At 76.0% G+C, this 26361-nt stretch carries 26 protein-coding genes; 20 read left to right on the forward strand and 6 right to left on the reverse strand.

From position 1 onward, the window contains the following. The first annotated feature begins 9 nt into the window (after positions 1 to 9). Positions 10 to 1011 carry a DUF6779 domain-containing protein gene (locus tag ACI79L_RS10530; protein WP_456936737.1) on the forward strand — a complete coding sequence of 334 codons (1002 nt, stop codon included), beginning with the start codon at positions 10 to 12 and terminating at the stop codon, positions 1009 to 1011. Positions 1012 to 1032: 21 nt separating this feature from the next. On the opposite strand, the gene ACI79L_RS10535 is transcribed toward ACI79L_RS10530, so the two are convergent. Next, a complete protein-coding gene (locus ACI79L_RS10535; RefSeq protein WP_387987193.1) occupies positions 1033 to 1779 on the reverse strand; it encodes an SDR family oxidoreductase in 747 nt (248 codons plus the stop codon). Between the two features lie 308 nt (positions 1780 to 2087). Here ACI79L_RS10535 and ACI79L_RS10540 point away from each other — a divergent pair, with 308 nt between their 5' ends. From ACI79L_RS10540 to ACI79L_RS10585, 10 genes are all read left to right on the forward strand, one after another. Next, entirely contained in the window at positions 2088 to 3032 is a 945-nt protein-coding gene (locus ACI79L_RS10540) for a Rossmann-like and DUF2520 domain-containing protein (protein WP_456936738.1), read from the forward strand. Continuing rightward, positions 3029 to 3883, forward strand: a complete 855-nt coding sequence (gene panC, locus ACI79L_RS10545; RefSeq protein WP_456936739.1) for a pantoate--beta-alanine ligase — start codon at positions 3029 to 3031, stop codon at positions 3881 to 3883. The genes ACI79L_RS10540 and panC overlap by 4 nt, the downstream gene beginning before the upstream one ends. Then, positions 3880 to 4305, forward strand: coding sequence for an aspartate 1-decarboxylase (gene panD / locus ACI79L_RS10550; RefSeq protein ID WP_456936740.1), 426 nt, complete (start codon positions 3880 to 3882; stop codon positions 4303 to 4305). Before panC ends, panD begins: the two co-directional genes overlap by 4 nt. Continuing rightward, complete coding sequence (locus ACI79L_RS10555; protein ID WP_456936741.1) at positions 4302 to 5981, forward strand: L-aspartate oxidase; 1680 nt, start codon at positions 4302 to 4304, stop codon at positions 5979 to 5981. Before panD ends, ACI79L_RS10555 begins: the two co-directional genes overlap by 4 nt. Beyond that, positions 5975 to 6883, forward strand: coding sequence for a carboxylating nicotinate-nucleotide diphosphorylase (gene nadC / locus ACI79L_RS10560; RefSeq protein ID WP_456936742.1), 909 nt, complete (start codon positions 5975 to 5977; stop codon positions 6881 to 6883). Before ACI79L_RS10555 ends, nadC begins: the two co-directional genes overlap by 7 nt. A 3-nt stretch (positions 6884 to 6886) precedes the next feature. Beyond that, positions 6887 to 7681, forward strand: coding sequence for a type III pantothenate kinase (locus ACI79L_RS10565; protein WP_456936743.1), 795 nt, complete (start codon positions 6887 to 6889; stop codon positions 7679 to 7681). A gap of 46 nt (positions 7682 to 7727) precedes the next feature. Next, complete coding sequence (gene lysS, locus ACI79L_RS10570) at positions 7728 to 9230, forward strand: lysine--tRNA ligase (protein WP_456936744.1); 1503 nt, start codon at positions 7728 to 7730, stop codon at positions 9228 to 9230. A 159-nt stretch (positions 9231 to 9389) separates the two neighbouring features. Continuing rightward, positions 9390 to 9743, forward strand: a complete 354-nt coding sequence (locus ACI79L_RS10575) for a histone-like nucleoid-structuring protein Lsr2 (RefSeq protein ID WP_456930062.1) — start codon at positions 9390 to 9392, stop codon at positions 9741 to 9743. 348 nt (positions 9744 to 10091) lie between these two features. Further along, complete coding sequence (locus ACI79L_RS10580; RefSeq protein WP_456936745.1) at positions 10092 to 12632, forward strand: ATP-dependent Clp protease ATP-binding subunit; 2541 nt, start codon at positions 10092 to 10094, stop codon at positions 12630 to 12632. Positions 12633 to 12710: 78 nt separating this feature from the next. Next, complete coding sequence (locus ACI79L_RS10585; RefSeq protein WP_456936746.1) at positions 12711 to 12917, forward strand: hypothetical protein; 207 nt, start codon at positions 12711 to 12713, stop codon at positions 12915 to 12917. Between the two features lie 7 nt (positions 12918 to 12924). On the opposite strand, the gene ACI79L_RS10590 is transcribed toward ACI79L_RS10585, so the two are convergent. Further along, positions 12925 to 13800, reverse strand: a complete 876-nt coding sequence (locus ACI79L_RS10590; RefSeq protein ID WP_456936747.1) for an A/G-specific adenine glycosylase — start codon at positions 13798 to 13800, stop codon at positions 12925 to 12927. 78 nt (positions 13801 to 13878) lie between these two features. Here ACI79L_RS10590 and ACI79L_RS10595 point away from each other — a divergent pair, with 78 nt between their 5' ends. Further along, complete coding sequence (locus ACI79L_RS10595; protein WP_456936748.1) at positions 13879 to 14574, forward strand: MucR family transcriptional regulator; 696 nt, start codon at positions 13879 to 13881, stop codon at positions 14572 to 14574. Positions 14575 to 14686: 112 nt separating this feature from the next. On the opposite strand, the gene disA is transcribed toward ACI79L_RS10595, so the two are convergent. From disA to ACI79L_RS10610, 3 genes are all read right to left on the reverse strand, one after another. After that, entirely contained in the window at positions 14687 to 15775 is a 1089-nt protein-coding gene (gene disA / locus ACI79L_RS10600) for a DNA integrity scanning diadenylate cyclase DisA (RefSeq protein ID WP_387987151.1), read from the reverse strand. Between the two features lie 87 nt (positions 15776 to 15862). Next, positions 15863 to 17233, reverse strand: a complete 1371-nt coding sequence (gene radA / locus ACI79L_RS10605) for a DNA repair protein RadA (RefSeq protein WP_456936749.1) — start codon at positions 17231 to 17233, stop codon at positions 15863 to 15865. 75 nt (positions 17234 to 17308) lie between these two features. Then, entirely contained in the window at positions 17309 to 17989 is a 681-nt protein-coding gene (locus ACI79L_RS10610; RefSeq protein ID WP_456936750.1) for a hypothetical protein, read from the reverse strand. Positions 17990 to 18098: 109 nt separating this feature from the next. On the opposite strand from ACI79L_RS10610, the gene ACI79L_RS10615 reads away from it, so the two are divergent. From ACI79L_RS10615 to ACI79L_RS10625, 3 genes are all read left to right on the forward strand, one after another. Continuing rightward, positions 18099 to 19664: a cryptochrome/photolyase family protein gene (locus tag ACI79L_RS10615; RefSeq protein ID WP_456936751.1), complete on the forward strand. Its 1566-nt coding sequence runs from the start codon at positions 18099 to 18101 to the stop codon at positions 19662 to 19664. A 79-nt stretch (positions 19665 to 19743) separates the two neighbouring features. Next, positions 19744 to 20364, forward strand: a complete 621-nt coding sequence (locus tag ACI79L_RS10620; protein ID WP_456936752.1) for an RNA polymerase sigma factor — start codon at positions 19744 to 19746, stop codon at positions 20362 to 20364. Next, complete coding sequence (locus tag ACI79L_RS10625; RefSeq protein WP_456936753.1) at positions 20361 to 21272, forward strand: hypothetical protein; 912 nt, start codon at positions 20361 to 20363, stop codon at positions 21270 to 21272. Before ACI79L_RS10620 ends, ACI79L_RS10625 begins: the two co-directional genes overlap by 4 nt. 18 nt (positions 21273 to 21290) lie before the next feature. Here the strand turns inward: ACI79L_RS10625 and ACI79L_RS10630 are convergent, their stop codons facing one another. Further along, positions 21291 to 22136 carry a UbiA family prenyltransferase gene (locus ACI79L_RS10630; protein ID WP_456936754.1) on the reverse strand — a complete coding sequence of 282 codons (846 nt, stop codon included), beginning with the start codon at positions 22134 to 22136 and terminating at the stop codon, positions 21291 to 21293. A 130-nt stretch (positions 22137 to 22266) separates the two neighbouring features. Between ACI79L_RS10630 and ACI79L_RS10635 the strand changes: the two genes are divergently transcribed. From ACI79L_RS10635 to rlmB, 5 genes are read left to right on the forward strand one after another with little or no spacing between them, the layout of a single operon-like run. After that, positions 22267 to 22749 carry a CarD family transcriptional regulator gene (locus ACI79L_RS10635; protein ID WP_073418385.1) on the forward strand — a complete coding sequence of 161 codons (483 nt, stop codon included), beginning with the start codon at positions 22267 to 22269 and terminating at the stop codon, positions 22747 to 22749. A gap of 32 nt (positions 22750 to 22781) precedes the next feature. Further along, complete coding sequence (gene ispD, locus ACI79L_RS10640; protein WP_456936755.1) at positions 22782 to 23444, forward strand: 2-C-methyl-D-erythritol 4-phosphate cytidylyltransferase; 663 nt, start codon at positions 22782 to 22784, stop codon at positions 23442 to 23444. Continuing rightward, the gene (gene ispF, locus ACI79L_RS10645; RefSeq protein ID WP_456936756.1) at positions 23441 to 23944 is read left to right on the forward strand and encodes a 2-C-methyl-D-erythritol 2,4-cyclodiphosphate synthase; all 504 of its coding nucleotides are present in this window, start codon (positions 23441 to 23443) and stop codon (positions 23942 to 23944) included. The genes ispD and ispF overlap by 4 nt, the downstream gene beginning before the upstream one ends. A gap of 25 nt (positions 23945 to 23969) precedes the next feature. After that, a complete protein-coding gene (cysS, locus tag ACI79L_RS10650; protein ID WP_456936757.1) occupies positions 23970 to 25373 on the forward strand; it encodes a cysteine--tRNA ligase in 1404 nt (467 codons plus the stop codon). Then, positions 25373 to 26329 carry a 23S rRNA (guanosine(2251)-2'-O)-methyltransferase RlmB gene (gene rlmB / locus ACI79L_RS10655; RefSeq protein ID WP_456936758.1) on the forward strand — a complete coding sequence of 319 codons (957 nt, stop codon included), beginning with the start codon at positions 25373 to 25375 and terminating at the stop codon, positions 26327 to 26329. Before cysS ends, rlmB begins: the two co-directional genes overlap by 1 nt. The last annotated feature ends 32 nt before the right edge of the window (positions 26330 to 26361 follow it).

Consider the following 26361-nt stretch of genomic DNA (forward strand, 5'->3'; position numbering starts at 1 on the left):
CCTGAGGTCATGCGGACGGGAGGACGGCTGCGCGTCGCCGGGCAGGTGCTCGGGTGCGTGCTCGCCACCGCCGCGACCGCCGTCGTCTTCCTCAGCGACGACCCGCAGGTCCTGCGGGTGGCCGTGGTCGCCGTCGCCTGGGCCTGCCTCGGCGCCGCCTTCGCGGCCGGGCGCCGCCCGGAACCGGCCGCCGGCGGTCCCGACGTCGCCGCCCTCGAGGCGCAGCTGCGCCGGGCCCACGAGGCCGACCGCGACCGCGACGCGGCCGCGCACCGCGAGTCGGAGCGGCAGCTGGAGGCGCGGGTCCGCGGCGAGTCCGAGGCGTCGATGCGCCGCGAGCTCGACGGGCTGCGGGCCGAGCTGGCCGGGCTGCGCGGGGACCTCTCGGGCCTCGGCGCGCTGCACGCCGAGGTCGCCGCGATCGGCGCCCTGCGGACCGACCTGGCCGAGCTGGCCGGCCTGCGCGCCGACGTCGGCCGGCTGCGCGCCGAGCTGACCGAGCGGTCCGCGGGCGAGCTGCCCCACACGGGCGAGCTGCACCACTCCGGCGAGATGCACATCGAGCGGGTGGTCATGCGCACCCAGTCGGTGCGGACCGGCCGGGAGCCGCTGGAGCCGGCGACCGCCGCCTGGCACGCCGCCGTCCCGCGCGAGCTGGGCGGCTGGCCCACGCCGTCCGACGGCCTCGGCACCGGGGTGCCGACCACGGCCGCCGTGCCGCTCCCCGCGCCGGAGCCCGAGCCCGAGCCCGAGCCGGTCGCGCGCGTGGTGACGCCGCCGCCGGTCCCGCGCCGGCGCCGCACCGACCTGCCCGCCGGCCTGCTGCCCCCGGCGCCGCAGGAGCAGCTGACCCTCGAGCGCCCCTCCGTGCACTCCTCCGCCGCGCGGCACGGCGGTCACGGGGTGCCGGTGCCGCCGGACGACGAGGCCGGCGCGGCGCGGCTCGCGCAGATCCTCGCCGAGAGCGGGGTCACCCCCGGCGGCCGGCGCCGCCGCTACCGCGACGCCTGACGCCGCGGCAGTGGCCGTCGGCTACGCCGGGCCGCGGGAGAGCGCGCCGCCGTCGAGCACCAGCGTCTGGCCGGTGACCCAGCCGGCGCCGAGCAGGTAGGCCGCGGCCTCGCCGACGTCCTCGGGCTCGCCGAGCCGGCCGGCCGGGTAGGCGCGGGCGGCCTCCTCCTCGCGCCCCTCGTACAGCGCGCCGGCGAACCGGGTCTTCACCACCGCCGGGGCGACCGCGTTGACCGTCACCTTCGGGCCGAGCTCCACGGCCAGCTGGGTGACCAGGTTGACCAGCCCCGCCTTGCTGACGCCGTAGCCGCCGATCATCGGCGAGGCCTTGAGCCCGGCCACCGAGGCGACGACGAGGACCGAGCCGCCGTGCTCGGACATCCACGCCCGCCAGGCCTCCTGCACCAGGCCGAGCGTGCCGACGACGTTGGTGTCGAGGATCTTGCGGAACGCGTCGAGGTCGAGGTCGACCATCGGGCCGTAGACCGGGTTGATCCCGACGTTGCCGACCAGGTGGTCGAGGCTGCCGAACCGCTCGACCGCGGTGCGCACCGCCTCGGCCCGGTGCGCGGCGTCCCCGGCGTTGCCCGCCACGCCGACGGCGACGTCGGGGCCGCCGAGCGACGCGACGGCCTCCTCCAGCGCCTCGGCCTTGCGGGCGGTGAGCACCACGCGCGCCCCCCGGTCGACCAGGCTGCGGGCGATGGCCAGCCCGATGCCGCGGCTGCCGCCGGTGACCAGTGCGGTGCGTCCCTCGAACGTGCCCACGTCACTCCCTCGTGTCCGCCGGCGACCGCGTCGGCGCCGGTGCCGCCGCAACCGTAGGACCGCCCCGGACGGGCGCCCCGCCCACCCCGGCGAGCGGAGCGTGAGCCACCCCACACCGCCGTTCCGTTGCAGGCGCCCCGGGGCCGACTCACACTCGCCTTCGGCGCGTCGCCCGCGTGACACACCCGGTCGCAGCGGACGGCCCGCCGGCACCACCCGCACCGCGCCCGCACCACCCGGGCCGCCAACGACGACGGTCCGCCCACCGAGTCCGGTACCCGCCAGGGACTGGAACGAGAGGTGACCCGATGCCTGCTGCCCGCAGGACCCCCCGCGCTGCCGGGCTCGAGCCCGCCGACAGCGCCCCCGCCCGGCTCCGCGTCGGCGTCATCGGCGCCGGCCGCGTCGGCGCCGTCCTCGGGGCCGCGCTCGCCGCCGCCGGCCACGACGTGGTCGCCGCCTCCGGCGTCTCCACCGCCTCCGCCGAGCGCGCCGCCCGGTTGCTGCCCGGCACCCCGCTGCTGCCCGCGGACGAGGTGGTCGCAGCCGCCGACCTCGTGGTGCTCGCCGTCCCCGACGACACGCTGCCCGGCCTGGTCGCGGGCCTCGCCGAGACCGGCACCTGGCGCGCCGGCCAGCTGGCCTTCCACACCTCCGGCGCGCACGGCCTGGCCGCCCTCGCCCCCGCGGAGCGGGCCGGCGTCCTCCCGCTCGCGCTGCACCCCGCCATGACCTTCACCGGTGCCCCCGAGGACGCCGACCGGCTCGCCGGCGCCCCGTTCGGCGTCACCAGCCGCCCCGAGCACCGGCCGGTCGCCGAGACCCTGGTGCTGGAGATGGGCGGCGAGCCGTTCTTCGTCGCCGAGGAGGACCGGCGGCTCTACCACGCGGCGCTGGTCACCGGCGCCAACCACCTGGTCACCCTCGTCGCCGAGGCCGCCGACCTGCTGCGCCAGGCTGGCGTCGACGCCCCGGCCCGGGTGCTCACCCCGCTGCTCACCGCCGCGCTGGACAACGGACTGCGCCGCGGCGACCGCGGGCTCACCGGCCCGGTCAGCCGCGGCGACGTCGGCACGGTGGCCGACCACCTCGCGACGCTCACCGACCGGGCACCCGAGTCGGTGGCCGCCTACGTCGCGATGGCGCAGCGGACCACCGAGCGCGCGCTGTCCGCCGGCCGGCTCAAGCGGCACGAGGGCGCGCCGCTGCTGGACCTGCTGTACGAGGCCGCGGACCCGGCGGGCTCCCGGTGACCACCAGCACCCGGCCGGCCGTCGCGGAGACGACCGCCGACCTCGCCCGCCTGCGCGCCTCCCTGCCCGGCCCGGTGGCGCTGGTGCCGACCATGGGCGCCCTGCACGAGGGGCACCGCACGCTCGTCCGCGCCGCCCGCGAGCGGGCCGGCAGCGTCGTCGTGTCCGTGTTCGTCAACCCGACCCAGTTCGGCCCCGGCGAGGACCTCGACCGCTACCCGCGCACCTGGGACGCCGACCTCGCCGCGCTCACCGACGAGGGCGCCGACGTCGTGTTCCACCCGCCGGTCGACGAGGTCTACCCGCCCGGCTCGCTCGGCGTCACCGTCGACCCCGGCCCCCTCGGGTCGGTCCTCGAGGGGGCGGTCCGGCCCGGCCACTTCGCCGGCGTGCTGACCGTCGTCGCCAAGCTGTTCGGCCTCACCCGGCCCGACCTCGCGTTCTTCGGCGAGAAGGACTACCAGCAGCTGACGCTGGTCCGGGCGATGGTCCGCGAGCTGGCGCTGCCGCTGGAGGTGGTCGGCGTGCCGACCGTCCGCGAGGACGACGGCATGGCGCTGTCCAGCCGCAACCGCTACCTGGCGCCGGAAGAGCGCGCCCGGGCCGCGACGTTGAACAGGGCGCTGCGCGCGGGTGCCGACGCCGGCCCGCGCGGCGCCGCGGCCGTCCTCGCCGCCGCCCGCGAGGTGCTGGCCGGCGCGCCCGAGCTGGTGCCCGACTACCTCGAGCTCACCGACCCCGACCTCGGCCCCGCCCCCGCGGCCGGCCCCGCCCGCCTCCTGCTGGCCGCCCGCGCCGGCGCCACCCGACTCCTCGACAACGTCCCCGTCACCCTGGGAGAGCCCCGATGATGCGCACGATGCTCAAGTCCAAGATCCACCGGGCGACGGTGACGCAGGCCGACCTGCACTACGTCGGCTCGGTGACGGTCGACGAGGACCTGCTCGACGCCGCCGACCTCATCCCCGGCGAGCAGGTGGCGATCGTGGACGTCACCAACGGCGCCCGCCTGGAGACCTACGTCATCCCTGGCGAGCGGGGCAGCGGCGTCATCGGCATCAACGGCGCCGCCGCGCACCTCGTGCACCCCGGCGACCTGGTGATCCTGATCAGCTACGGCCTCATGGACGAGACCGAGGCCAAGAGCCACATCCCGAAGGTCGTGCACGTCGACGGCGGCAACCGCGTCGTCGAGCTGGGCGGGGACCCCTCGGCCCCGGTGCCGGGCGCGCCCGACCAGCAGCGCAGCGACCTCGGCGTCCCCGTCCGGTGACCCTGGCGGCCCCGACCGTCAGCGGCCTGCCCACCCGGCTGGCCGCGCCCGCGCCGGGCTGGGAGCTGTCGGCCGACGTCTGCGTCGTGGGCTCCGGCGTCGCGGGCCTGTGCGTCGCGCTGCACGCCCGGGCGGCCGGGCTGTCGGTCGCCGTCGTCACCAAGGTCCGCGTCGACGACGGGTCGACCCGCTGGGCGCAGGGCGGCATCGCCGCGGTGCTCGACCCGGCCGACAGCCCCGAGGCGCACGCCCGCGACACCGAGGTCGCGGGCGTCGGGCTGTGCGAGCCCGACGCCGTCCGCACCCTGGTGACCGAGGGCCCGGCGCGGCTGCACCAGCTCATCGGCTGGGGCGCCGGCTTCGACCGCGACCCGTCGGGCCGCCTGCTGCTCACCCGCGAGGGCGGGCACACCGCCGACCGGATCGTGCACGCCGGCGGCGACGCCACCGGCGCCGAGGTCATGCGCGCCCTGTGCGAGGCCGTGCACGCCGACCCCGGCATCACCCTCGTCGAGCACGCGATGGTGCTCGACCTGCTCACCGACGCCGGCGGCCGGGCCGCAGGCGTCACCCTGCACGTCCTCGGCGAGGGCACCGAGGACGGCGTGGGCGCGGTCCGCGCGCGGGCCGTCGTCCTCGCCACCGGCGGGATGGGCCAGGTCTACGCCGCGACGACGAACCCCCCGGTGTCCACCGGCGACGGCGTGGCCCTGGGCCTGCGCGCCGGCGCGATCGCCACCGACCTGGAGTTCGTGCAGTTCCACCCGACGTCGCTGTACCGCGGCCCGGGCGCCCGCGGGCAGCAGCCGCTGGTCAGCGAGGCGCTGCGCGGCGAGGGCGCGGTGCTGCGCGACGGGGCGGGGGAGCGGTTCATGCTCGGCGTCCACCCGCAGGCCGAGCTCGCGCCGCGCGACGTCGTCGCCAAGGCCATCACCCGCGTGCAGCTGCGCGACGGCGTCGACCACGTGTGGCTCGACGCCCGGCACGTCCCCGGCCTCGCCGAGCGGTTCCCGACCATCGTGGCCAGCTGCCGCGCGATCGGCGTCGACCCGGTCACCGACCTGGTGCCGGTCACCCCCGCCGCCCACTACGCCTCCGGCGGACTGGTCACCGACCTCGCCGGCCGGACCACCGTCCCCGGGCTCTACGCCTGCGGCGAGGCCGCCTGCACCGGCGTGCACGGCGCCAACCGGCTGGCGTCGAACTCGCTGCTGGAGGGGCTGGTGTTCGCCGCCCGCATCGGCGCGGAGCTGGCCCGCTCGCTGCCCCCGGCCGAGCCGGCCCGCGCGGCCGTCGCCGGGACCTCGGGCCTGCTCGACCCGGCCGGGCGGCGCACGGTCACCGAGACGATGTCCGGCCGGGTCGCCGCGCTGCGCTCGGGCGCCGGGCTGGCCGAGGCCACCGGCGTGCTCGCCGCGCTGGCCGCCGGGCTGGCGGCCGGACCCGGCGCCGTCCCCGGCGTGGCGAGCTGGGAGGCCACCGACCTGCTCACCGTCGCGAGCGCCCTCACCGCCGCCGCCGGCGCCCGCGAGGAGACCCGCGGCTGCCACTGGCGCGAGGACCACCCCGCCACCGAGGAGGACTGGCGGGTGCACCTCGACGTCCGCCTCGACGACGACGGCCGGCTGCGCCTGACCCGCCGGCCGGTGGGGACCCCCGTGGTGCAGCCGTGGTGACCGCCGACCCGCGGTCGCTGGCGGGCACCGGGCTGGCCGAGGCCTGGGTCGACGACCTGGTCGAGCGCACGCTGGCCGAGGACCTCGCCGGCGGGGCCGTCCTGCCGAGCGCGCCGGACCTGGCCGTCGCCCTCGACGTCACCAGCGCGGCCACCGTGCCCCCGGCGCAGTACGGCACCGCCGACCTCGTGGCCCGCGCCGACGGCGTCGTCGCCGGCCTGCCGGTCGCCGCCCGCGTGTTCGCCCGGCTCGCGCCCGGCGCCACGCTCACCGCCGGCGCCGCCGACGGCGACCGGGTGACCCGCGGCGACGTGCTGCTGACCGTCCGCGGGCCGGTCCGCGCGCTGCTGGCCGCCGAGCGCAGCGCGCTGAACATCGCCAGCCGGGCCAGCGGCATCGCCACCGCCACCCGCGCCTGGGTGGACGCCGTCGAGGGCACCGGCGCCGTCGTCCTCGACACCCGCAAGACCACCCCGGGCCTGCGCCCGCTGGAGAAGTACGCGGTGCGCTGCGGCGGCGGGTCGAACAAGCGGATGGGCCTCTACGACGTCGCGATGGTGAAGGACAACCACGTCGCCGCCGCGGGCTCGGTCGCGGCCGCCGTCGCGGCGGTGCGCGAGCGGGCGCCGCGGGTGCCGGTGCAGGTGGAGGCGGACACCCCCGCGCAGGCGGTCGAGGCGGTCGAGGCCGGCGCGGACTTCCTGCTGCTGGACAACATGCCGCCCGCGCAGCTGCGCGAGGTGGTGGGGCTGGTCGGCGGCCGCGCCGAGCTCGAGGCCACCGGCGGGCTCACCCTCGCCGTCGCCCGCGAGGTCGCCGCGACCGGGGTGGACTTCCTGTCGGTCGGCGCGCTCACGCACTCCTCGCCGATCCTCGACCTCGCGCTCGACCTGCGGAGCTGACCCGTGCTGCTCACCGTCGACGTCGGCAACAGCCAGACCGTGCTGGCCACCTTCGACGGCGCCCGGCGGGTCGGGTGCTGGCGCGTGACGACGCACGCGCGGGCCACCTCCGACGAGATCCGGATGCTGTGGCGCGGGCTGCTGCGCGACACCGAGGTCACCGGCGTCGCGGCGTGCTCGACCGTGCCGGCGCTGCTGCCCGCGCTGCGGCAGCTGCTGGACTCCCTCGAGGTGCCGGTCGTGCTCATCGGCCCCGGCGTGCGCACCGGCGTCCCGCTGCACGTGGACAACCCGCGCGAGGTCGGCGCCGACCGCGTGGTGACCGCGCTGGCCGCGCACGAGCTGTTCGGCCGGGCGCCCGACGGCAGCGGCCGCCCGGTCGTGGTGGTCGACTTCGGCACCTCCACCAACGTCGACGCCGTCGGCCCCGACGGGCAGTTCCTCGGCGGCGCGCTGGCCCCGGGCGTCGAGGTCAGCCTGGAGGCGCTGGCCACCCGCGCGGCGCAGCTGCGGTCGGTGGAGCTCACCGTGCCGGCGCAGGCGATCGGCAAGAACACCGTCGCCGCGCTGCAGTCCGGGCTGGTGCTGGGCTTCGCCGGCCTGGTCGACGGGCTGGTCGGCCGGATCGCCGGCGAGCTGGTCGCGCAGTTCGGCGACCCGCCGGTCGTCGTCGCCACCGGGGGCCTGGCGCCGCTGGTGGCCGACAGCTGCCGCACCATCGGCGAGCGCGAGCCCGACCTCACCGTGCACGGCCTGCGGCTGGCCTTCGAGCGCTCCCAGGCCGGCGGCCGCCGCTAGGACGTCGCCGGGGGTGGCGCGGCGCACGGCCGTAGGCTCGGACGACGTGACCGACGAACCCCCGGGCCTGCCGGACGACGAGCTCCCCGAACAGCTCCGGGTCCGCCGCGCCAAGCTCGACCGGCTGCGCGAGTCCGGCGTCGACCCGTACCCGGTCACGGTGGAGCGCACGACCTCGCTGGCCGACGTCCGGGCCAAGCACCCCGACCTCGAGCCCGACACCACGACCGGCGAGCGGGTCGGCGTCACCGGCCGGGTCATCTTCAGCCGCAACACCGGCAAGCTGTGCTTCGCGACGCTGCGCGAGGGCGACGCCGAGCTGCAGGTCATGCTCTCCCGCGACCGGGTCGGCGCCGACGCGCTCGACGCCTGGAAGGCCGACGTCGACCTCGGCGACCACGTCTTCGTCGAGGGCGAGGTCGGGACGTCGCGGCGCGGCGAGCTGTCGGTGTTCGCCGACTCCTGGCGCATGGCGGCCAAGGCGCTGCGCCCGCTGCCGGTGGCGCACAAGCCGATGAGCGAGGAGCTGCGGGTCCGCCGCCGCTACGTGGACCTCATCGTCCGCGACGAGGCGCGCCGCACCGTCCGGCAGCGCGCGCAGGTGATGGCCGCGCTGCGGTCCGGGCTCACCGGCCGCGGGTTCCTCGAGGTCGAGACGCCGATGCTGCAGACCGTGCACGGCGGCGCCGCGGCCCGGCCGTTCCGCACGCACATGAACGCCTTCGACCTCGACCTGTACCTGCGCATCGCGCCCGAGCTGTTCCTCAAGCGGTGCATCGTGGGCGGTCTGGAGAAGGTCTTCGAGATCAACCGGAACTTCCGCAACGAGGGCGCCGACAGCTCGCACTCGCCGGAGTTCGCGATGCTCGAGTTCTACGAGGCCTACGCCGACTACCAGGACGTGGCGCGCACCACGCGCGAGCTGGTCCAGGAGTGCTGCGCCTCGCTGTTCGGCGACCACGTCGCGCGCCACCACGACGGCACCGAGATCGACCTGTCGGGGGAGTGGCCGCAGGTGCCGCTCTACACGCTGGTCTCCGACGCCGTCGGCGAGGAGGTCACCCCGGAGACGCCGGTCGAGCGGCTGCGGGAGCTGGCCGGCCGGCACGACGTCGGCGTCGACCCGGCGTGGCTGCCCGGCAAGGTGGTCGAGGAGCTGTTCGAGGCGCTGGTGCAGGACTCCCTGCAGGCGCCCACGTTCGTCGTCGACTACCCGGTCGACACCTCGCCGCTGACCCGCGCGCACCGCACGACGCCGGGCCTGGCGGAGAAGTGGGACCTCTACATCGCCGGCATCGAGCGCGGCACCGGCTACTCCGAGCTGGTCGACCCGGTGGTGCAGCGCGAGCGGTTCACCCAGCAGGCGCTGCTGGCCGCGGCCGGCGATCCCGAGGCCATGGTGCTCGACGAGGACTTCCTCGAGGCCCTCGAGTACGGGATGCCGCCCAGCGGCGGCGTCGGCATGGGCATCGACCGGCTCATGATGACGCTCACCGGACTCGGTATCCGCGAGACCATCCTCTTCCCACTGGTCCGGCCGATTTCCTGAAACACGCCGTGCCGTTGCCGGACATTTCCTCCCCGAAAGGGCGACCCGCCGCGCGGGATTGGTCCGGCAGCTCCCTTCTGTGGTGGAATGTGCGCGTCGTCGAATTCGGCGGCGTGGATTGTCCGGCCACGGGGGCCGAGAGGGAGTGAGGAAAGCGGAATGGCGCGCAAGGTCCAGGTGATCCTGAGTGACGACCTCGACGAGGACCTCCCCGCCGACGAGACGGTGAGTTTCTCGCTCGACGGCACGAACTACGAGATCGACCTGTCCGAGAAGAACGCCGAGGAACTGCGCAACGCCTTCTCCCGGTACGTGCAGGCCGCCCGCAAGGTCGGCCGCGGCGGCGGCCGGGCCTCCGGCGGCGGCCGGTCCCGGGCCACCGGTGGCGGCGGCCGGATGGACCGCGAGCAGGCCGGCGCGATCCGCGACTGGGCCCGGAAGAACGGCCACAACGTCAGCGACCGCGGCCGCATCCCGGCCAGCGTCGTCGAGGCCTACGAGGCCGCCCACTGACAGAGGGCCCCCTCGCCCCCCACCCCTCGCTCCGCTCGGGGTGGGCCCCTGCGAGGGGGCCGTTCCAGCACGTCACCGGTGGCCCGGTCCCTTCGAGGGACCGGGCCACCGGCGTCCTCGGGGGACACGCCGTCCGCTGTCGGCGTAACGCTCCCGGAACACCGTCCCGTCACCATCGGTTGGACCGGGCAAGCCACCCACCGCACCGCCGGTCGCGACCGACGGGACGGCGTGGTCCGTGACTACAGTGGAATGACCGGTGCCCCAGCGCGCCGACGGACGTCGGGTGCTCCTCCCCGCTCGTGGGGAGGGACGTGCCGGACCAGCCGGTCAGAGGAGAAGCAGCAGATGTTCGAACGGTTCACCGACCGAGCCCGACGGGTGGTCGTCCTGGCGCAGGAAGAGGCCAGGATGCTCAACCACAACTACATCGGCACCGAGCACATCCTCCTGGGCCTGATCCACGAGGGTGAGGGCGTCGCTGCCAAGGCCCTCGAGTCGCTCGGCATCTCGCTCGAGGGTGTCCGCCAGCAGGTCGAGGAGATCATCGGCCAGGGCCAGCAGGCCCCGTCCGGGCACATCCCCTTCACCCCGCGGGCGAAGAAGGTGCTCGAGCTGTCCCTGCGCGAGGCGCTGCAGCTCGGCCACAACTACATCGGCACCGAGCACATCCTGCTCGGCCTGATCCGCGAGGGCGAGGGCGTGGCCGCCCAGGTCCTCGTGAAGCTGGGCGCCGACCTCAACCGCGTCCGCCAGCAGGTCATCCAGCTGCTCTCCGGCTACCAGGGCAAGGAGCCGGCCTCGGCCGGCGGTCCCTCGGAGGGCACGCCGTCGACGTCGCTGGTGCTCGACCAGTTCGGCCGCAACCTGACCCAGGCCGCGCGCGACTCCAAGCTCGACCCGGTCATCGGGCGGGCCAAGGAGATCGAGCGGGTCATGCAGGTCCTCTCGCGGCGGACCAAGAACAACCCCGTCCTCATCGGCGAGCCCGGCGTCGGCAAGACCGCCGTCGTCGAGGGCCTGGCCCAGGCGATCGTCAAGGGCGAGGTCCCCGAGACGCTGAAGGACAAGCAGCTCTACACCCTCGACCTCGGCGCCCTGGTCGCCGGGTCGCGCTACCGCGGTGACTTCGAGGAGCGCCTCAAGAAGGTGCTCAAGGAGATCCGCACCCGCGGCGACATCATCCTGTTCATCGACGAGATCCACACCCTCGTCGGTGCCGGTGCCGCCGAGGGCGCGATCGACGCCGCCAGCATCCTCAAGCCGATGCTGGCCCGCGGCGAGCTGCAGACCATCGGCGCCACCACGCTCGACGAGTACCGCAAGCACCTGGAGAAGGACGCCGCGCTCGAGCGCCGCTTCCAGCCGATCCAGGTGGGCGAGCCGACGCTCACCCACACGATCGAGATCCTCAAGGGCCTGCGCGACCGCTACGAGGCGCACCACCGGATCAGCATCACCGACGGCGCCCTCGTCGCCGCCGCCACGCTGGCCGACCGGTACATCTCCGACCGCTTCCTGCCGGACAAGGCGATCGACCTGATCGACGAGGCCGGCGCCCGGATGCGGATCAAGCGGATGACCGCCCCGCCGGACCTGCGCGAGTTCGACGACCGGATCGCCGGCATCCGCCGCGAGAAGGAGTCCGCGATCGACGCGCAGGACTTCGAGAAGGCCGCGTCGCTGCGCGACAAGGAGAAGACCCTCCTGGCCGAGAAGGCCGAGCGGGAGAAGGCGTGGAAGGCCGGCGACATGGACGTCGTCGCCGAGGTCGACGACGAGCAGATCGCCGAGGTGCTGGCCAACTGGACCGGCATCCCCGTCTTCAAGCTCACCGAGGAGGAGACGACCCGTCTGCTCCGCATGGAGGACGAGCTCCACAAGCGGATCATCGGCCAGGAAGAGGCCATCAAGAGCGTCAGCCAGGCGATCCGGCGCACCCGCGCGGGCCTCAAGGACCCGCGTCGCCCCGGTGGCTCGTTCATCTTCGCCGGCCCCTCGGGTGTCGGTAAGACCGAGCTCGCCAAGGCGCTCGCGAACTTCCTGTTCGGCGAGGACGATGCGCTCATCCAGATCGACATGGGCGAGTTCCACGACCGGTTCACCGTGTCGCGGCTCGTCGGTGCCCCTCCCGGCTACGTCGGTTACGACGAGGGTGGCCAGCTGACCGAGAAGGTGCGGCGCAAGCCGTTCTCGGTGGTCCTCTTCGACGAGATCGAGAAGGCCCACGCCGACGTCTTCAACACGCTGCTGCAGGTGCTGGAGGACGGCCGCCTCACCGACGGTCAGGGCCGGATCGTGGACTTCAAGAACACGATCCTGATCCTCACGACCAACCTCGGGACGCGGGACATCTCCAAGGCGGTCGGCCTCGGCTTCCAGGCCGGGAACGACGACCAGTCGAACTACGAGCGCATGAAGACGAAGGTCCACGACGAGCTCAAGCAGCACTTCCGGCCTGAGTTCCTCAACCGCATCGACGACATCGTCGTGTTCCACCAGCTGACCGAGGCCGAGATCATCCAGATCGTCGACCTGATGCTCGCCCGCGTGGAGGGCCAGCTGAGCAACAAGGACATGTCGCTCGAGGTCACCCAGGAGGCCAAGAAGCTCCTGGCAGCCCGCGGGTTCGATCCCGTGCTGGGCGCCCGGCCGCTGCGCCGGACCATCCAGCGCGAGATCGAGGACGCGCTGTCGGAGAAGATCCTCTACGGGGAGCTGACCGCCGGTCAGATCGTCGTGGTGGACGTCGAGGGCGAGGGCACCGACGCGAAGTTCACCTTCCGCGGCGAGACCAAGCCGATCGACCTGCCCGACACGCCGCCGGTGGCGCTGACCGTCGGCGACGACGAGGACGGCACCCAGGGCCCGTCGCTCCGCAAGGAGTGAGCAGGTAGCTCCACCGACAGGGGCCGTCTCCCGCGAGGGAGGCGGCCCCTGTCGCGTTCCCGGGGAGGGGGCGGGGCGATGTCCCGCGGGGACCACCCGAGGCGGACGCCGGTCTACGGCGGGCTGCTGATCGCGCTCGCCATGGTCGGCGCCACGCTGGTCGTGGTGGCCGGTACCGGCCTGCCGGGCGCCGTCCGCGGCCTCCTGCTCGTCCTGGCCGCGCTGACGGCGCTGGCGGGGTGGCTGCTGACCTTCCGCGACCTCACGCCGCCGCGGCGCCGCTGAGCGGGGCTCAGGCGGGGAGGGCGAACCGGCCGTCGTCGGTCTGCTCGACCAGGCCGTCGGCCAGCAGGGAGTCCAGGCAGCGGGACCGCTGCACCGCGTCGTCCCAGGCGGCGTCGAGGGCCGGGGCGGGCACCGGGCCGTCGGCGGCGCGCAGGACGTCGAGCAGCCGGCCGCGGACCTGCCGGTCGGTCCCCGCGAACCGCTGCACCCGCCGCGGCGGCCCCTCGGCGGCCGGGCAGCCGGCCAGCCGCCAGGCGCACCGGTCGCGCACCGGGCACGCGCCGCACCGCGGGGTGCGGGCCACGCACACGAGCGCGCCGAGCTCCATGGCCGCCACCGAGAACCGGCACGCCCGCTCCCGGTCCGCCGGTGCCAGCGCCGCGACGTCGGTCAGGTCGGAGGCGCGCGCGGTGCCGGCCTCGGCGCGGCCGTGCACCAGCCGGGCCACCACCCGCCGCACGTTGGTGTCCACGACCGGCTGCGGCGTCCCGTGGCCGAAGCAGGCCACCGCCCGGGCCGTGTACGTCCCGATGCCCGGCAGCGCCTCCAGGGCCGCCACGTCGGCCGGGACGGCGCCCCCGTGCCGCTCGGTGAGGGCGACGGCGGTCTCCCGCAGCCGCAGCGCCCGCCGCGGGTAGCCGAGCTTGCCCCAGGCGCGGATCACCTCGGCCGGCGACGCGGCGGCCAGCGCGGCCGGCGTGGGCCAGCGCTCCATCCACGCCCGCCACACCGGCTCGACCCGCGCCACCGGCGTCTGCTGCAGCATCACCTCGCTGACCAGCACCGCCCACGGGTCCACGCCGGGCCGGCGCCACGGCAGGTCGCGGGCCGCCGTGTCGTACCAGTCGACGAGGGCGTCCCCGAGTCCGGCGGTGCTGCTCACGGGGGTCCAGTGTGCCCGGCCCGGACCGGCGGCGTGCCCTGCCGGGGCGGCCGGGAGGCGCCGACTACGGTCGCCTTCGTGCTGCACCCGGTCGGGCCCCTGCCGGCCGCCGTCTACTGGCGACGGCGGCTGCTCGTGCTCCTCCTGCTCGTCGCCGTCCTCGGCGGCGGGAGCTGGCTGGGGGTGGCGCTGCTGGGCGGCGGCCCGGAGGGCTCGGCCACGGCCGCCGGCACCTCGGAGGCGGCGTCGACGGCGCCGGCCGCCGAGGAGCCGCCCGCCCTCGACCGGGTCCTCCCGTCACTCGCCAGCGTGCAGACCCCCACCCCGCCGCCCACCCCGACGCCCGCGCCGCCCGCGGGGCCGGCCGCCCCGGTGCAGGAGGCCGGCGCCCCCTGCGGCGACGACGTCGTCGCGCTGGAGGTGCGCACGCCCGGCACGGTCGCCTCCGGGTCCTCGCCGACGCTCGAGCTCGTCGTCACCAACACCGCCGCGGTGCCGTGCACCCGCGTGCTGGACAAGCAGGTGCAGGAGATGGTGCTGCTCGACGCGGCCGGCGCCCGGCTGTGGGGCAGCAACGACTGCCAGCCCGAGACCAGCAGCGACACCCGCACGCTGCAGCCCGGCGAGCAGGTGGTGTTCCCGCTGGTGTGGAGCGGCCTGACCAGCGAGCCGACCTGCACCGCCGAGCGCGTGCCGGTGGCCCCGGGTCAGTACGTGCTGCGCGCCCGGCTGGACACCAAGACCAGCCCGGACGCCGCCCTCAGCATCACTTGACCGGCCCTCCTGCAGGGACCCGCCGCTGGCCCCGTCCCGGGTCCCGCCCTGAGCTTGCGAAGGGCGGGGAGGCCGGGGTCCTTCCACGGTGGGGGGGCAGGAGGGTCCTTCCTCAGCTGTAGCGGTCGAGGATCGAGGTCTCGGCCAGCCGGGACAGGCCCTCGCGGATGCCGCGGGCACGGGCCTCGCCGACGCCCTCGACGGCGAGCAGGTCCTCGATGGTGGCCGCCAGCAGCTTCTGCAGGCCGCCGAAGTGGTCGACCAGCCGGTCGATGATCGCCGCGGGCAGCCGCGGCACCCGGGCCAGCAGCCGGTAGCCGCGCGGGCTGACGGGGGAGTCCAGCGCGTCGGCCGAGGTGGGCAGCCCGTAGCAGCGCGAGACGGCGGACAGGTCCAGCAGCTCGGTGGCCGACAGCGCCCGCAGCTCGGCCAGCACGTCCTCGATGGTCCGCGGCCGGCGGGTGCCCGCGGCGGGCAGGTAGTCGCGCACCAGCAGCGCGCGGTCCTCCTCGACGCCGGCGAGCATCTCGTCGAGCTGCAGGGCCAGCAGCCGCCCGTCGGTGCCCAGCTCGACGACGAAGCCCTCGATCTCGTCGGCGATCCGCCGGACCATCTCCAGCCGCTGGCTGACGCTCATCGCGTCGCGGACCGTCACCAGGTCCTCGATCTCCAGCGCCGAGAGGGTGCTGGCGACCTCGTCGAGGCGCAGCTTGTACCGCTCCAGCGCCGCGAGGGCCTGGTTGGCGCGGGCGAGGATCGTCGTCGGGTGCTCGAGCGTGTAGCGCCGGCCGGCCACGTAGACGCTGATGATGTGCATCGACTGGCTGACCGAGATCACCGGGAACCCGGTCTGCACGGCCACCCGCTCGGCGGTCCGGTGCCGGGTGCCCGACTCCTCGGTGGGCACGGTCGGGTCGGGCATCAGGTGCACGCCGGCGCGGACGATGCGCAGCCCGTCGGAGGACAGGATCACCGCGCCGTCCATCTTGGCCAGCTCGCGCAGCCGGGTGGCCGACAGCGCGACGTCCAGGGCGAACCCGCCGGTGCAGATGGACTCCACGACCCGGTCGTAGCCGAGCACGATCAGGGCGCCGGTGCGGCCGGCCAGGATGCGCTCCAGGCCGTCGCGCAACGCGGTCCCCGGGGCGATGCGGCCGAGCAGTTCGCGCAGGGCGACCTCGGAGTCCACAGCGGGGGGCACGGGCGCTCCTGACGTCGTCGTGGTACGGCCACCGAGTCTACGTGGCACGCCGACCTGCCGGTCGGGACCGGGGTGTGGTGACCAGGCTCACCCGGGGAAGAGCCCGGCGAGCGCCGCTCCCAGGTCGGGCACCTCCATGAGCCGGATGCCCTTGGGCGCCTGGCCGGCGTCCGGCGGGACCAGCGCGAGCCTGTACCCCTGACGGGCGGCCTCGGCCAGCCGCCGGCCGGTGCCGCCGACCCGCCGGATCTCCCCCGACAGGCCCACCTCGCCCAGCGCGATCATCCCCTCGGGCAGCGGGGTGTCCCGCGACGCCGACGCGATCGCCAGCGCGAGCGCGAGGTCGGCCGCCGGCTCGGCGATCTTCACGCCGCCGACGGAGGCGGCGAACACGTCGGCGTCGGCCAGCCGAACGCCGCCGCGCCGCTCGACGACGGCGTTGACCATCGCGACCCGCTGCGAGTCCAGCCCGCTGACCGCCCGCCGCGGCGAGCCGCCGCCGGTGTTGGTGGCGACGAGGGCCTGCACCTCGGCCAGCAGCGGCCGGCTGCCCTCCATGGTCACCGTGACGCAACTGCCGGGCACCGAGGCGGTGCGGCGCGAGACGAACAGGTGGGAGGGGTCGGGGACGCCGACCACCCCGCCGTCGCCGATCTCGAAGCAGCCGATCTCGTCGGCCGGGCCGAACCGGTTCTTGGTGGCGCGCACCAGGCGCAGGGTGGAGTGCCGCTCGCCGTCGAAGGACACGACGACGTCGACCAGGTGCTCCAGCGCCCGCGGCCCGGCGATCGCGCCGTCCTTGGTGACGTGCCCGACGAGGATCGTCGTCATCCCGCGGGACTTGGCGACGGCGGTGAGCGCGGTGGCCACCGAGCGGACCTGGGTGGCGCCGCCGTCGGTCCCCTCGACCGCGGAGGAGCGGACGGTCTGCACGCTGTCGAGCACCAGCAGCGAGGGCGCCACCTGCTCGACGTGGGCGAGCACGGCCGACAGCTCGGTCTCGGCGGCCAGGTAGAGCCGGTCGTGCAGGGCGCCGATCCGCTCGGCGCGCAGCCGCACCTGCGCGGCGGACTCCTCGCCGGAGACCACCAGCGTGGGCCCGTTGGACTCCGCGACCCGGTGGGCGACCTCGAGCAGCAGCGTGGACTTGCCGACGCCGGGCTCGCCGGCGACGAGGACCACCGCGCCGGGGACCAGGCCGCCGCCGAGGACGCGGTCGAACTCGGGGATGCCGGTGGGCACCGCCCGCGCGCCGTCGAGCTGGACCTGCGCGATCGGCCGCGCGGGCGCGGTGACCGGGCCGGCGGCGACCGAGCGGAGCGCCGGCGCGGCGGGCCCGACCTCCTGCAGCGTGCCCCAGGCCTGGCACTCCGGGCACTTGCCCATCCACTTCGCCGACGAGAAGCCGCACTCGGTGCAGCGGTGGGCGGGACGGGCGGACTTCACTCCGGAGGGCACGCCGCCACGGTAGGTGGGGGTACCGACACTCCCGGGGAGGCCGGGCGGGTCACCGGAGGCAGGTCACCACGGCCGTCACTCGGCCTGGGTGTCCTCCTCGCTCTCCGGGTTCTCCTCCTCGAGGCCCTCCTCGAAGTCGAAGCTCTCGCCCCGCTCGATCTCCTCGTCCGGACCGGCCACCAGCGCCTGCGTGGTGATCTCGCCGGCCTGCTCGAAGGTCAGGGTGAGCGTCACCGTCTGCCCGGCCGTCAGCTCCTCGCCGAGGTCCTGCAGCGTGACCGTCGCGCCGTCCTCGCGCCCGATGTAGAGGGCGGTGTCGGCCGGGACGTCGAGCGACACCCGCGTGCTCGCCGTGCCGCCGGCCGACGCACCCGGGGTGGCGCCGGTGCTGCCCGGCGTCGGGGTGGCCGTGGGGGAGCTGCCGGCGGGCGACGACGGCGAGGGGGTGGGCCCGGTCGCCGAGACCAGCACCCCGTCGAAGCCCTCGCCCTCGATGCCGGTGAGGGTGTCGTCGGCGTCGGAGGCGTTGACGATCGTGAGGATCAGCTCGGCGTCGTCGCCCTCCTCGTACCGGCCGTTCTCCGGCGGAGCGAGCAGGACCTGGCGCAGCAGGATGTCCTCCACCTGCGCCTGGGGGCCGACCTTGTCGCGGTCCTGGGTGCCGGTCTGGGAGACCTGGCCGGCGCTGCAGGCGCCGAGCGCGACCGGGCTGAGGACGAGGGCACCCATCACGGCGGCGCGCAGCGCGCGGTTCACAGCGGTCGACCTCCACGGGGAAACAGCAGCCGGCCACCGTGCGTCTCGATGGCCCGAGTCGCGCCGAGCCTAACGGTCCGCCCACCATGTCCGCCGGGAGGTGAGGCCGATGGGGCGCCCAGGACCCGGCGCCGGCGGCGAGCCGAGCGACCCTGCCCTCGCTGACTTCCCCGAACGGTCGCCCGGTACGCGTCGGTGGACCTTCGCCGACCAGCTCGGCCCGCACTTCCTCGACGCGCCCGGCCAGCCGGTGCTCCTGGTCGAGTCGAGGGCGGTCTTCGGCCGCCGGCGGTTCCGCCGGCAGAAGGCCCACCTGGTGCTGTCCGCGCTGCGCCACCGGGCCGCGGAGCTGGGGGACCAGGCCGACTTCCACCAGGTCACCACCTACGCCGGGGCCCTGGACCGGTACGACGAGCCGCTGAGCGTCTGCGCGCCCACCACCTGGAGCAGCCGCGACCACGTGCTGCGCCGCCCCGGCCTGCAGGTGCTCGCCGCGCGCGGCTTCGTCAGCAGCCAGGCCGAGTTCGCCCGGTGGGCGGAGGGCCGCGGCCGCCGCCGGCTGCTGATGGAGGACTTCTACCGCGACGCCCGCCGCCGCCTCGACGTCCTCATGGACGGCGCGGAGCCGCTGGGCGGGCAGTGGAACCGCGACCACGAGAACCGCGAGCCCGCCCCGCGGGACGGCCGTTCCCCGGCCCCGGAGCCGTGGTGGCCCACCGAGGACGAGATCGACGAGCAGGTGCGCGCCGACCTCGACCGCTGGGAGGCCGACGGCGAGGTCTCCTTCGTCGGCGACGACGGGCCGCGGCGGTTCCCCGTCACCCGCGAGGAGGCGCTCATCCGGCTGTCGGACTTCCTGCGCTCGCGGCTGGGCGTCTTCGGCCCGCACGAGGACGCGATCCTCGCCGGCGAGCGCTGGCTGGCCCACTCGCTGCTGTCGTCGGCGATCAACCTCGGCCTGCTCGACCCGCTGGAGGTGGTGCACGCCGCCGAGGACACCGTCCGCGCGGCCGCCGCCGACGGCGCCCCGCTGCCGCTCGACAGCGTCGAGGGCTTCGTCCGCCAGGTCATGGGCTGGCGGGACTACGTCTGGCACACCTACTGGCACTTCGGCCGCGACTACCGGCACCGCAACCACCTGCGCGCCACCGAGCCGGTGCCGCGGTGGCTGGCCGAGCTGGACGGGGACGCCGTCGACGCCGCGTGCCTGTCCGGCGTCCTCACCGACCTGCGCCGCGACGGCTGGGTGCACCACATCCCCCGGCTGATGGTGCTCGGCAACTACGCGCTGCAGCGCGGCATCGACCCGCTGGCGATGACCGACTGGTTCCACCGCACGTTCGTCGACGGCTACGACTGGGTGATGGTCGCCAACGTCGTCGGGATGAGCCAGCACGCCGACGGCGGGGCGCTGGCCACCAAGCCGTACGCGGCCGGCGGCGCCTACATCGACCGGATGAGCGACTACTGCGGCGGCTGCCCCCACGACCCGCGGCGGCGCCTCGGCGACGACGCCTGCCCCTACACCGCCGGCTACCGGGCCTTCCTCGAGCGCAACCGCGAGCGGCTGGCCGGCAACCAGCGGATGCGCCGTCCGCTGCAGGGCCTGGACCGGCTCGGGGACCTGCCGGCCGTCGTCGAGCAGGAGGCCGCCCGGGGCACCGCCGCCCCCTGATCGGGGGACGGACGGTCCAGTTCCGCGCCCGGCCTGCCGATGCCTCCCCCTGCACGGGGGACGGCACGGGAGGTGCGGTGTGGCGGTCGGTACCGCGTTCGACGACGTCCTCGCGGCGGCCCGGACGGGCGCCGCGTGGGCCTTCGAGGTGCTCTACCGGGACCTGTCCCCGGTGGTCACCGGCTACCTGCGGCTGCACGGCGCCCCGGACCCCGACGACCTGGCCAGCGAGACGTTCCTCGCGGTCTTCCGCGGGATGTCCGGCTTCACCGGCGACGAGGCGGGGCTGCGGTCGTGGGTGTTCACCATCGCCCACCGGCGGCTGGTCGACGACCTGCGCCGGCGCAGCCGCCGCCCGCAGCTCGCCGACGGGGGCGCGGACCTGCTGCCCGAGGTCGCCGGCGGGGACGTGGAGGACGACGTCCTGACCCGGCTGGGCGCCGAGGCGGTGCACCGGCTGTGCGCCGGCCTGCCGGAGGACCAGCGCTCGGTCCTGCTGCTGCGGATCCTGGCCGACCTCACCGTCGAGCAGGTCGCCGCGGTGATGGGCCGCTCGGTGGCCTCGGTCAAGGCGCTGCAGCGGCGCGGCCTGCGCCGGCTGCGCGAGGAGCTGGAGCCCGCCGGGACCACCCGGACGAGGGAGACGACGACGGGCCGCGCGCCCCTGCGGGCCCGTCCGGCGATGACGGGGGCGAGATGACCACGCCAGCCGACGCCCGGACCGCCGAGCGGGCCCTGGAGGCCTGCCTCGCCGGCCGTCCCGTGCCCGAGGGCGCGCAGTACCTGGCCGCGTTCACCGACGCGGTCCGGTCCTCCGCCACCGCGCCGGGGCGCCCGAACGCGGCCCTGGCCGAGCTGCTGGCGACCGGTTCGCTCACCGACCAGTCGGACCCGTCCACGCGGACGACCGGGCGCCCCGCCCGGGCCTCACGGAAGAGACCCCGCATGTTCATCACCTCCCTCGCCGTCAAGTTCGCCGCGCTCTCCGCGGTCGCGAAGGCCGCCGTCGCCGGCGGCGCGGTCGCGGTCGCCCTGACCGCCGGCACCACCGCCGCCGTCGTCCTGCCCGAGGACACCACCCCCGCCGTCACCGAGACGAGCGACGGCACGGACGGCGTCTCTGACGGCACGACCGACGACCTGGTCGCCGGCGACGGCACCGAGGGGGCGACCGACGAGTCCACCGGGGACGAGGTCGCCGCGGAGGAGGGCACCGAGGAGGCCACCGGGGACCGGGTCGCCGCGGAGGAGGGCACCGAGGAGGAGCCCACCACCGAACCCGAGCTCACCGAGGAGCAGTGGGCCGAGGGCCCGGCCGAGGGGCAGTCCCACGGTGACTGGGTCAGCCAGGGCGCCCGCAACGGCTGGGTGACCGGTGAGCGGGTCAGCGACGCGGCCCACGCGCGCAACGCCGAGCGCCAGGCGGCCCGTGAGCAGGCTGCCGCGCCGGTCACCGAGGAGCCGGTGACCGAGGAGCCGGAGGTCGTGGCCCCGGCGCCCGCGCCCGAGGAGCCCGTCGCCACCACCTCGACCGGCGGCCACGGTGGCGGCAACGGCAACGGCAACGGCAACGGTGGCGGCCACGGCCACGGCAACGGCCGGAAGTGACCGACGGCGGGGCCGCGCTCAGGTGAGCGCGGCCCCGCCCGCCAGCAGCAGCACCACGTCGAGCACGGTCAGCAGCATCACCGCCGGGAAGGCCAGCCGGCGGAAGGGCGCCGTCCCGGCCAGGGCGGCGACGGCGACCGCGGGCACCGCCAGCACCAGTCCGGCCCAGCCCCACCACGCGGGCGCGCCGGCCGGGCCGAGCACGAGCACCAGCGACGCCGTCCCGAGCAGCAGCGCTCCCAGGACCGCCGACACGCGGGGACCCAGCCGGTGCGGCAGGCCGCGCACCCCGGTCGCCAGGTCGTCGGCGATGTCGGGGGCCACGTTGGCCAGGTGGGCCGCCGCGCCCAGCGCCGCGCCGGCGGCCGGCAGCCACCACGGCGCGACGGGCACGCCCGGCGCCGCGGCCACCACCCCGGCGGGAAGAGCGCCGAAACCGGTGACGTAGGGGAGCCCGGAGGCCACCGTGCGCTTCAGACCCGCGTTGTAGGCCCAACCGCTGGCCACCAGCACCAGCAGCAGCAGTCCGGGCACCCAGCCCAGCGCCAGGGACAGGACGACGGCCGCGACGGCCGCGCCGAGGGCCGCCGCGCGCAGCGTGGCGGGGGTCACGGCGCCCTGCACGACCGGCTTGTCGGCCCGCGCGACGGCGCGGTCGCGGTCGGCGTCGAGCCAGTCGTTGCTCCACCCGATGGACGCCTGACCTGCGAGGACGGCCAGTCCCACGAGCACCACGCGCCCCGGGGACACCTGCGCGGTGACCGCGAGGAGGGTCGCCACGACGGTGACCGCGACCGCCGGCGGCGCGTGCGTGGCCAGGACGAGCGCGCGGACGGAGGCGCCCCGCGAGGCCCGTGCAGGCACACCGACCACGCGCTGTCAACCCCTCCCGGGTACTTCATCAGGCCTCTGACCTGCGGATATCCATCGGCGGACCGTTCCGGCCGTCAGTGTGCCGTGCTAACCTGGGTACAGCGAAAGGGGTCACACACACATGGGCTTCACTGTCGGCGAGACCGTCGTCTACCCGCACCACGGTGCCGCTCTGATCGAGGCGATCGAGACGCGGGTCATCAAGGGTGAAGAGAAGGCCTACCTCGTGCTGAAGGTCGCCCAGGGCGACCTGACCGTGCGCGTGCCGGCCGACAACGCAGAGATCGTCGGCGTCCGTGACGTCGTCGGTCAGGACGGGCTCAACCGCGTGTTCGAGGTCCTGCGGGCCCCGCACACCGAGGAGCCGACCAACTGGTCGCGCCGCTACAAGGCCAACCTCGAGAAGCTGGCCTCCGGCGACGTCAACAAGGTGGCCGAGGTCGTCCGCGACCTGTGGCGCCGTGACAAGGACCGTGGCCTCTCCGCCGGCGAGAAGCGGATGCTGTCCAAGGCCCGCCAGATCCTGGTCAGCGAGCTCGCGCTCGCCGAGGGGACCAACGAGGACAAGGCCGAGGTGCTGCTCGACGAGGTCCTCGCCAGCTGACCCCCGCACCCTCGCTCTCCCGGACCGCTCCCGTGTCCGCTGTCGGCATCGTCGCAGCGGCCGGGAGTGGTTCGCGTCTGGGAGCCGACAGGCCCAAGGCGCTCGTGGAGCTGGCCGGCCGCCCGCTGGTCTGCTGGGCGGTGGACACGCTGCTGGCCGGCGGCGTCGACGAGGTCGTGGTCGCGGTGCCCGCGGCCGAGCACGACGCCTTCGCCGCCGTCCTGCCGGGGGGCGTCGCGCTGGTCGACGGCGGCGCCACCCGCACCGCCTCGGTCCGCGCCGCGCTGGCGGCCGCCGGCTCCCGCGCCGACGCCGTCCTCGTGCACGACGCCGCCCGCCCGCTGACCCCGCCGGACGTGGTGGCCCGCGTGCTCGACGCGCTGGCCGCCGGCGCGCCCGCCGTCGTCCCGGTGCTGCCGGTCGTGGACACCACCGTGGTGGTCGACGCCGCCGGCACCGTCACCGCGACCCCCGACCGCGCCACGCTCCGCCGCGTGCAGACCCCGCAGGGCTTCTCCCGCCGCGTGCTCGACGAGGCCTACGCCGGCCTGCCGGCCGGCGAGGAGCTGACCGACGACGCGGCCGTCGTCCGCGCGGTCGGCGTCCCCGTCAGCACGGTGGCCGGCGACGAGCGCGCCGCGAAGGTGACCGTGCCGCACGACCTGCACCTGGCCGCGCTGCAGGCCGCCCGGTGAGCGACGACCTCCCCCGCGTCGGCCTCGGCGTCGACGTGCACCCGGTCGAGGCCGGCCGGGAGTGCTGGCTGGCCGGGCTGCCGTGGCCGGGCGCCGACGGCTGCGCCGGGCACTCCGACGGCGACGTCGTCGCGCACGCCCTCACCGACGCGGTGCTGTCCGCGGCCGGCCTCGGCGACATCGGCGGGCTGCTCGGCACCGACGACCCGCGCTGGGCCGGCGCCCGCGGCGTCGCCGTCCTCGAGCACGTGCGGGAGACCCTGGTCGCGGCCGGCTGGCGGGTCGGCAACGCCGCCGTGCAGCTCGTGGCGCCCACACCGAAGCTCGGCCCGCGCCGCGCCGAGGCCGAGGCGGCGCTGTCCGCGGCGCTGGGCGCCCCGGTGAGCGTCACCGCCACCACCACCGACGGACTGGGGCTGGTCGGCCGCGGCGAGGGCCGGGCCGCCCTGGCGACGGCGCTGGTCGTCCGGGCGGGGTCCGTGGACTCCGCGCCCGGCTGACGGCGCGCTCCGTAGACTCCGCGCAGTGAGCCTCCGCCTGTACGACACGGCCGCGCGCGCGGTCCGGGACTTCACGCCCCTGCGTCCCGGCGAGGCCTCGGTGTACGTCTGCGGGCTCACCGTCCAGGGGCCGCCGCACGTCGGGCACGTGCGCGCCGCCGTCGCCTTCGACGTCCTGCGCCGCTGGCTGACCGCGAGCGGGCTCGAGGTCACCTACGTCCGCAACGTCACCGACATCGACGACAAGATCCTCGCCAAGGCCGCCGAGCACGGCGTCCCGTGGTGGGCCTGGGCCTACGCGAACGAGCTGGCCTGCACCCGCGCCTACGACGCCCTCGGCGTCCTGCCGCCGACCTACGAGCCGCGCGCGACCGGGCACGTTCCCGACATGGTGGCGCTGGTCGAGCGGCTGGTGGAGCGCGGGCACGCCTACACCGTCGACGGGGATGCCTACTTCGACGTCCGCAGCTTCCCCCGCTACGGCGAGCTGACCCGGCAGGCCCTGGGCGACCTGCAGCCCGCGGCCGACACCGACACCGACGAGCGCAAGCGCGACCCCCGCGACTTCGCGCTGTGGAAGGCGCACAAGCCCGGCGAGCCGGAGACCGCGAGCTGGCCGACCCCCTGGGGCGCCGGGCGGCCCGGCTGGCACCTGGAGTGCTCCGCGATGGCGGGGCGCTACCTCGGCGCGGAGTTCGACATCCACGGCGGCGGGCTGGACCTGCGCTTCCCCCACCACGAGAACGAGCGCGCCCAGTCGATGGCCGCCGGCCTGCCGTTCACCCGGTACTGGATGCACAACGGCTGGGTCACCCTCGGCGGCGAGAAGATGAGCAAGTCGCTGGGCAACACCGCGCTGGTCGACGAGGTCGTCCGCCGGGTGCGGCCGGTCGAGCTGCGCTACTACCTGGTGGCGCCGCACTACCGGTCCACGGTCGAGTTCACCGACGCCGCGCTGGCCGAGGCGGGCGCCGCCTACCGGCGGGTCGAGTCGTTCGTGCACCGCGCCGCCGAGCGGGTCGGCCGGGACACCCCGACGAGCCTGCCGCCGACGTTCCGCGAGGCCATGGACGACGACCTCGGCACCCCGGCCGCGATCGCGGTCGTCCACGAGGTCGTCCGCACCGGCAACACCGCCCTGGCCGAGGGCGACGACGCCGCACTGGCCGACGCGCTCGGCGCCGTCCGGGGCATGCTGGGGGTGCTGGGGCTGGATCCCCTCGACCCGCACCGGGCGGCCGGCGGGGGTACCGGCGACCGGCTGGCCGAGGTCACCGACGGCCTGGTCCGGCTGGCGCTGGAGCAGCGGCAGGCCGCCCGCGCGCGCAGGGACTACGCGGCGGCCGACGCGCTGCGCGACCAGCTCACCGCCCTCGGCGTGCAGGTCGAGGACACCCCGCAGGGACCCCGATGGGAGCTGACCCGCTGATGGCCGGAAACAGCCAGCGCCGCGGCCGCACGAGCGGCGCGGGCAAGAAGGGCGCCACCGCCGGCACCGGCGGCAAGAACCGCCGGGCGCTGGCCGGCCGCGGGGCGACCCCGCCGGCCGAGAAGCGCACCGGTCACCCGGCGCAGCGCCGGGCGCAGGCCGACGCCCGCCGCCGCGCCGAGCGCGACCGCAGCCGGCAGCGCGCCGAGGAGGCGCCGGAGCTGCTGCTCGGCCGCAACCCCGTCGTCGAGGCGCTGCGCGCGCAGATCCCGGCGACGGCGCTGTACGTCGTCACCGGGGACACCGCCCGCTCCGACGAGCGGGTGACCGAGGCGGTGCAGCTGGCCGCCGACCGCGGCCTGCCGCTGCTCGAGGTGGGCAAGACCGAGTTCGACCGGATGTCGAACAACGCGCTGCACCAGGGCATCGGGCTGCAGGTCCCGCCCTACGAGTACGCGCACCCCGACGACCTGCTCGACGTCGCCCGCGACTCCGGCCGCCCCCCGCTGGTCGTGGCCATGGACGGCGTCACCGACCCGCGCAACCTCGGCGCGGTGGTCCGCTCGGCGGCCGCCTTCGACGCCCACGGCGTCGTCGTGCCGCAGCGGCGCGCGGTCGGGATGACCGCCTCGGCGTGGCGCACCAGCGCCGGCGCCGCCGCCCGGCTGCCGGTGGCCCGCGCGGTCAACCTGGCCCGCGCGCTCGCCTCCTACCAGGACGCCGGGCTGCAGACGGTCGGCCTGGCCGGCGACGGCGACGTGGACATCGCCGACTACGACGGCCTCGCCGACCCGGTGGCGCTGGTCGTCGGCGCTGAGGGCGCGGGGCTGTCCCGGCTGGTGCGCGAGCGCTGCGACGTCGTCGTCCGCATCCCCATCGCCCGCGACACCGAGTCGCTCAACGTGAGCGTCGCGGCCTCCATCGCCCTCTACGCCGCCGCCCAGGCCCGGCTATGACACGGCGGTCCTGCCGGACCGCACCGCGGCCG

The sequence above is a fragment of the Geodermatophilus sp. SYSU D00684 genome, assembly GCF_054050455.1.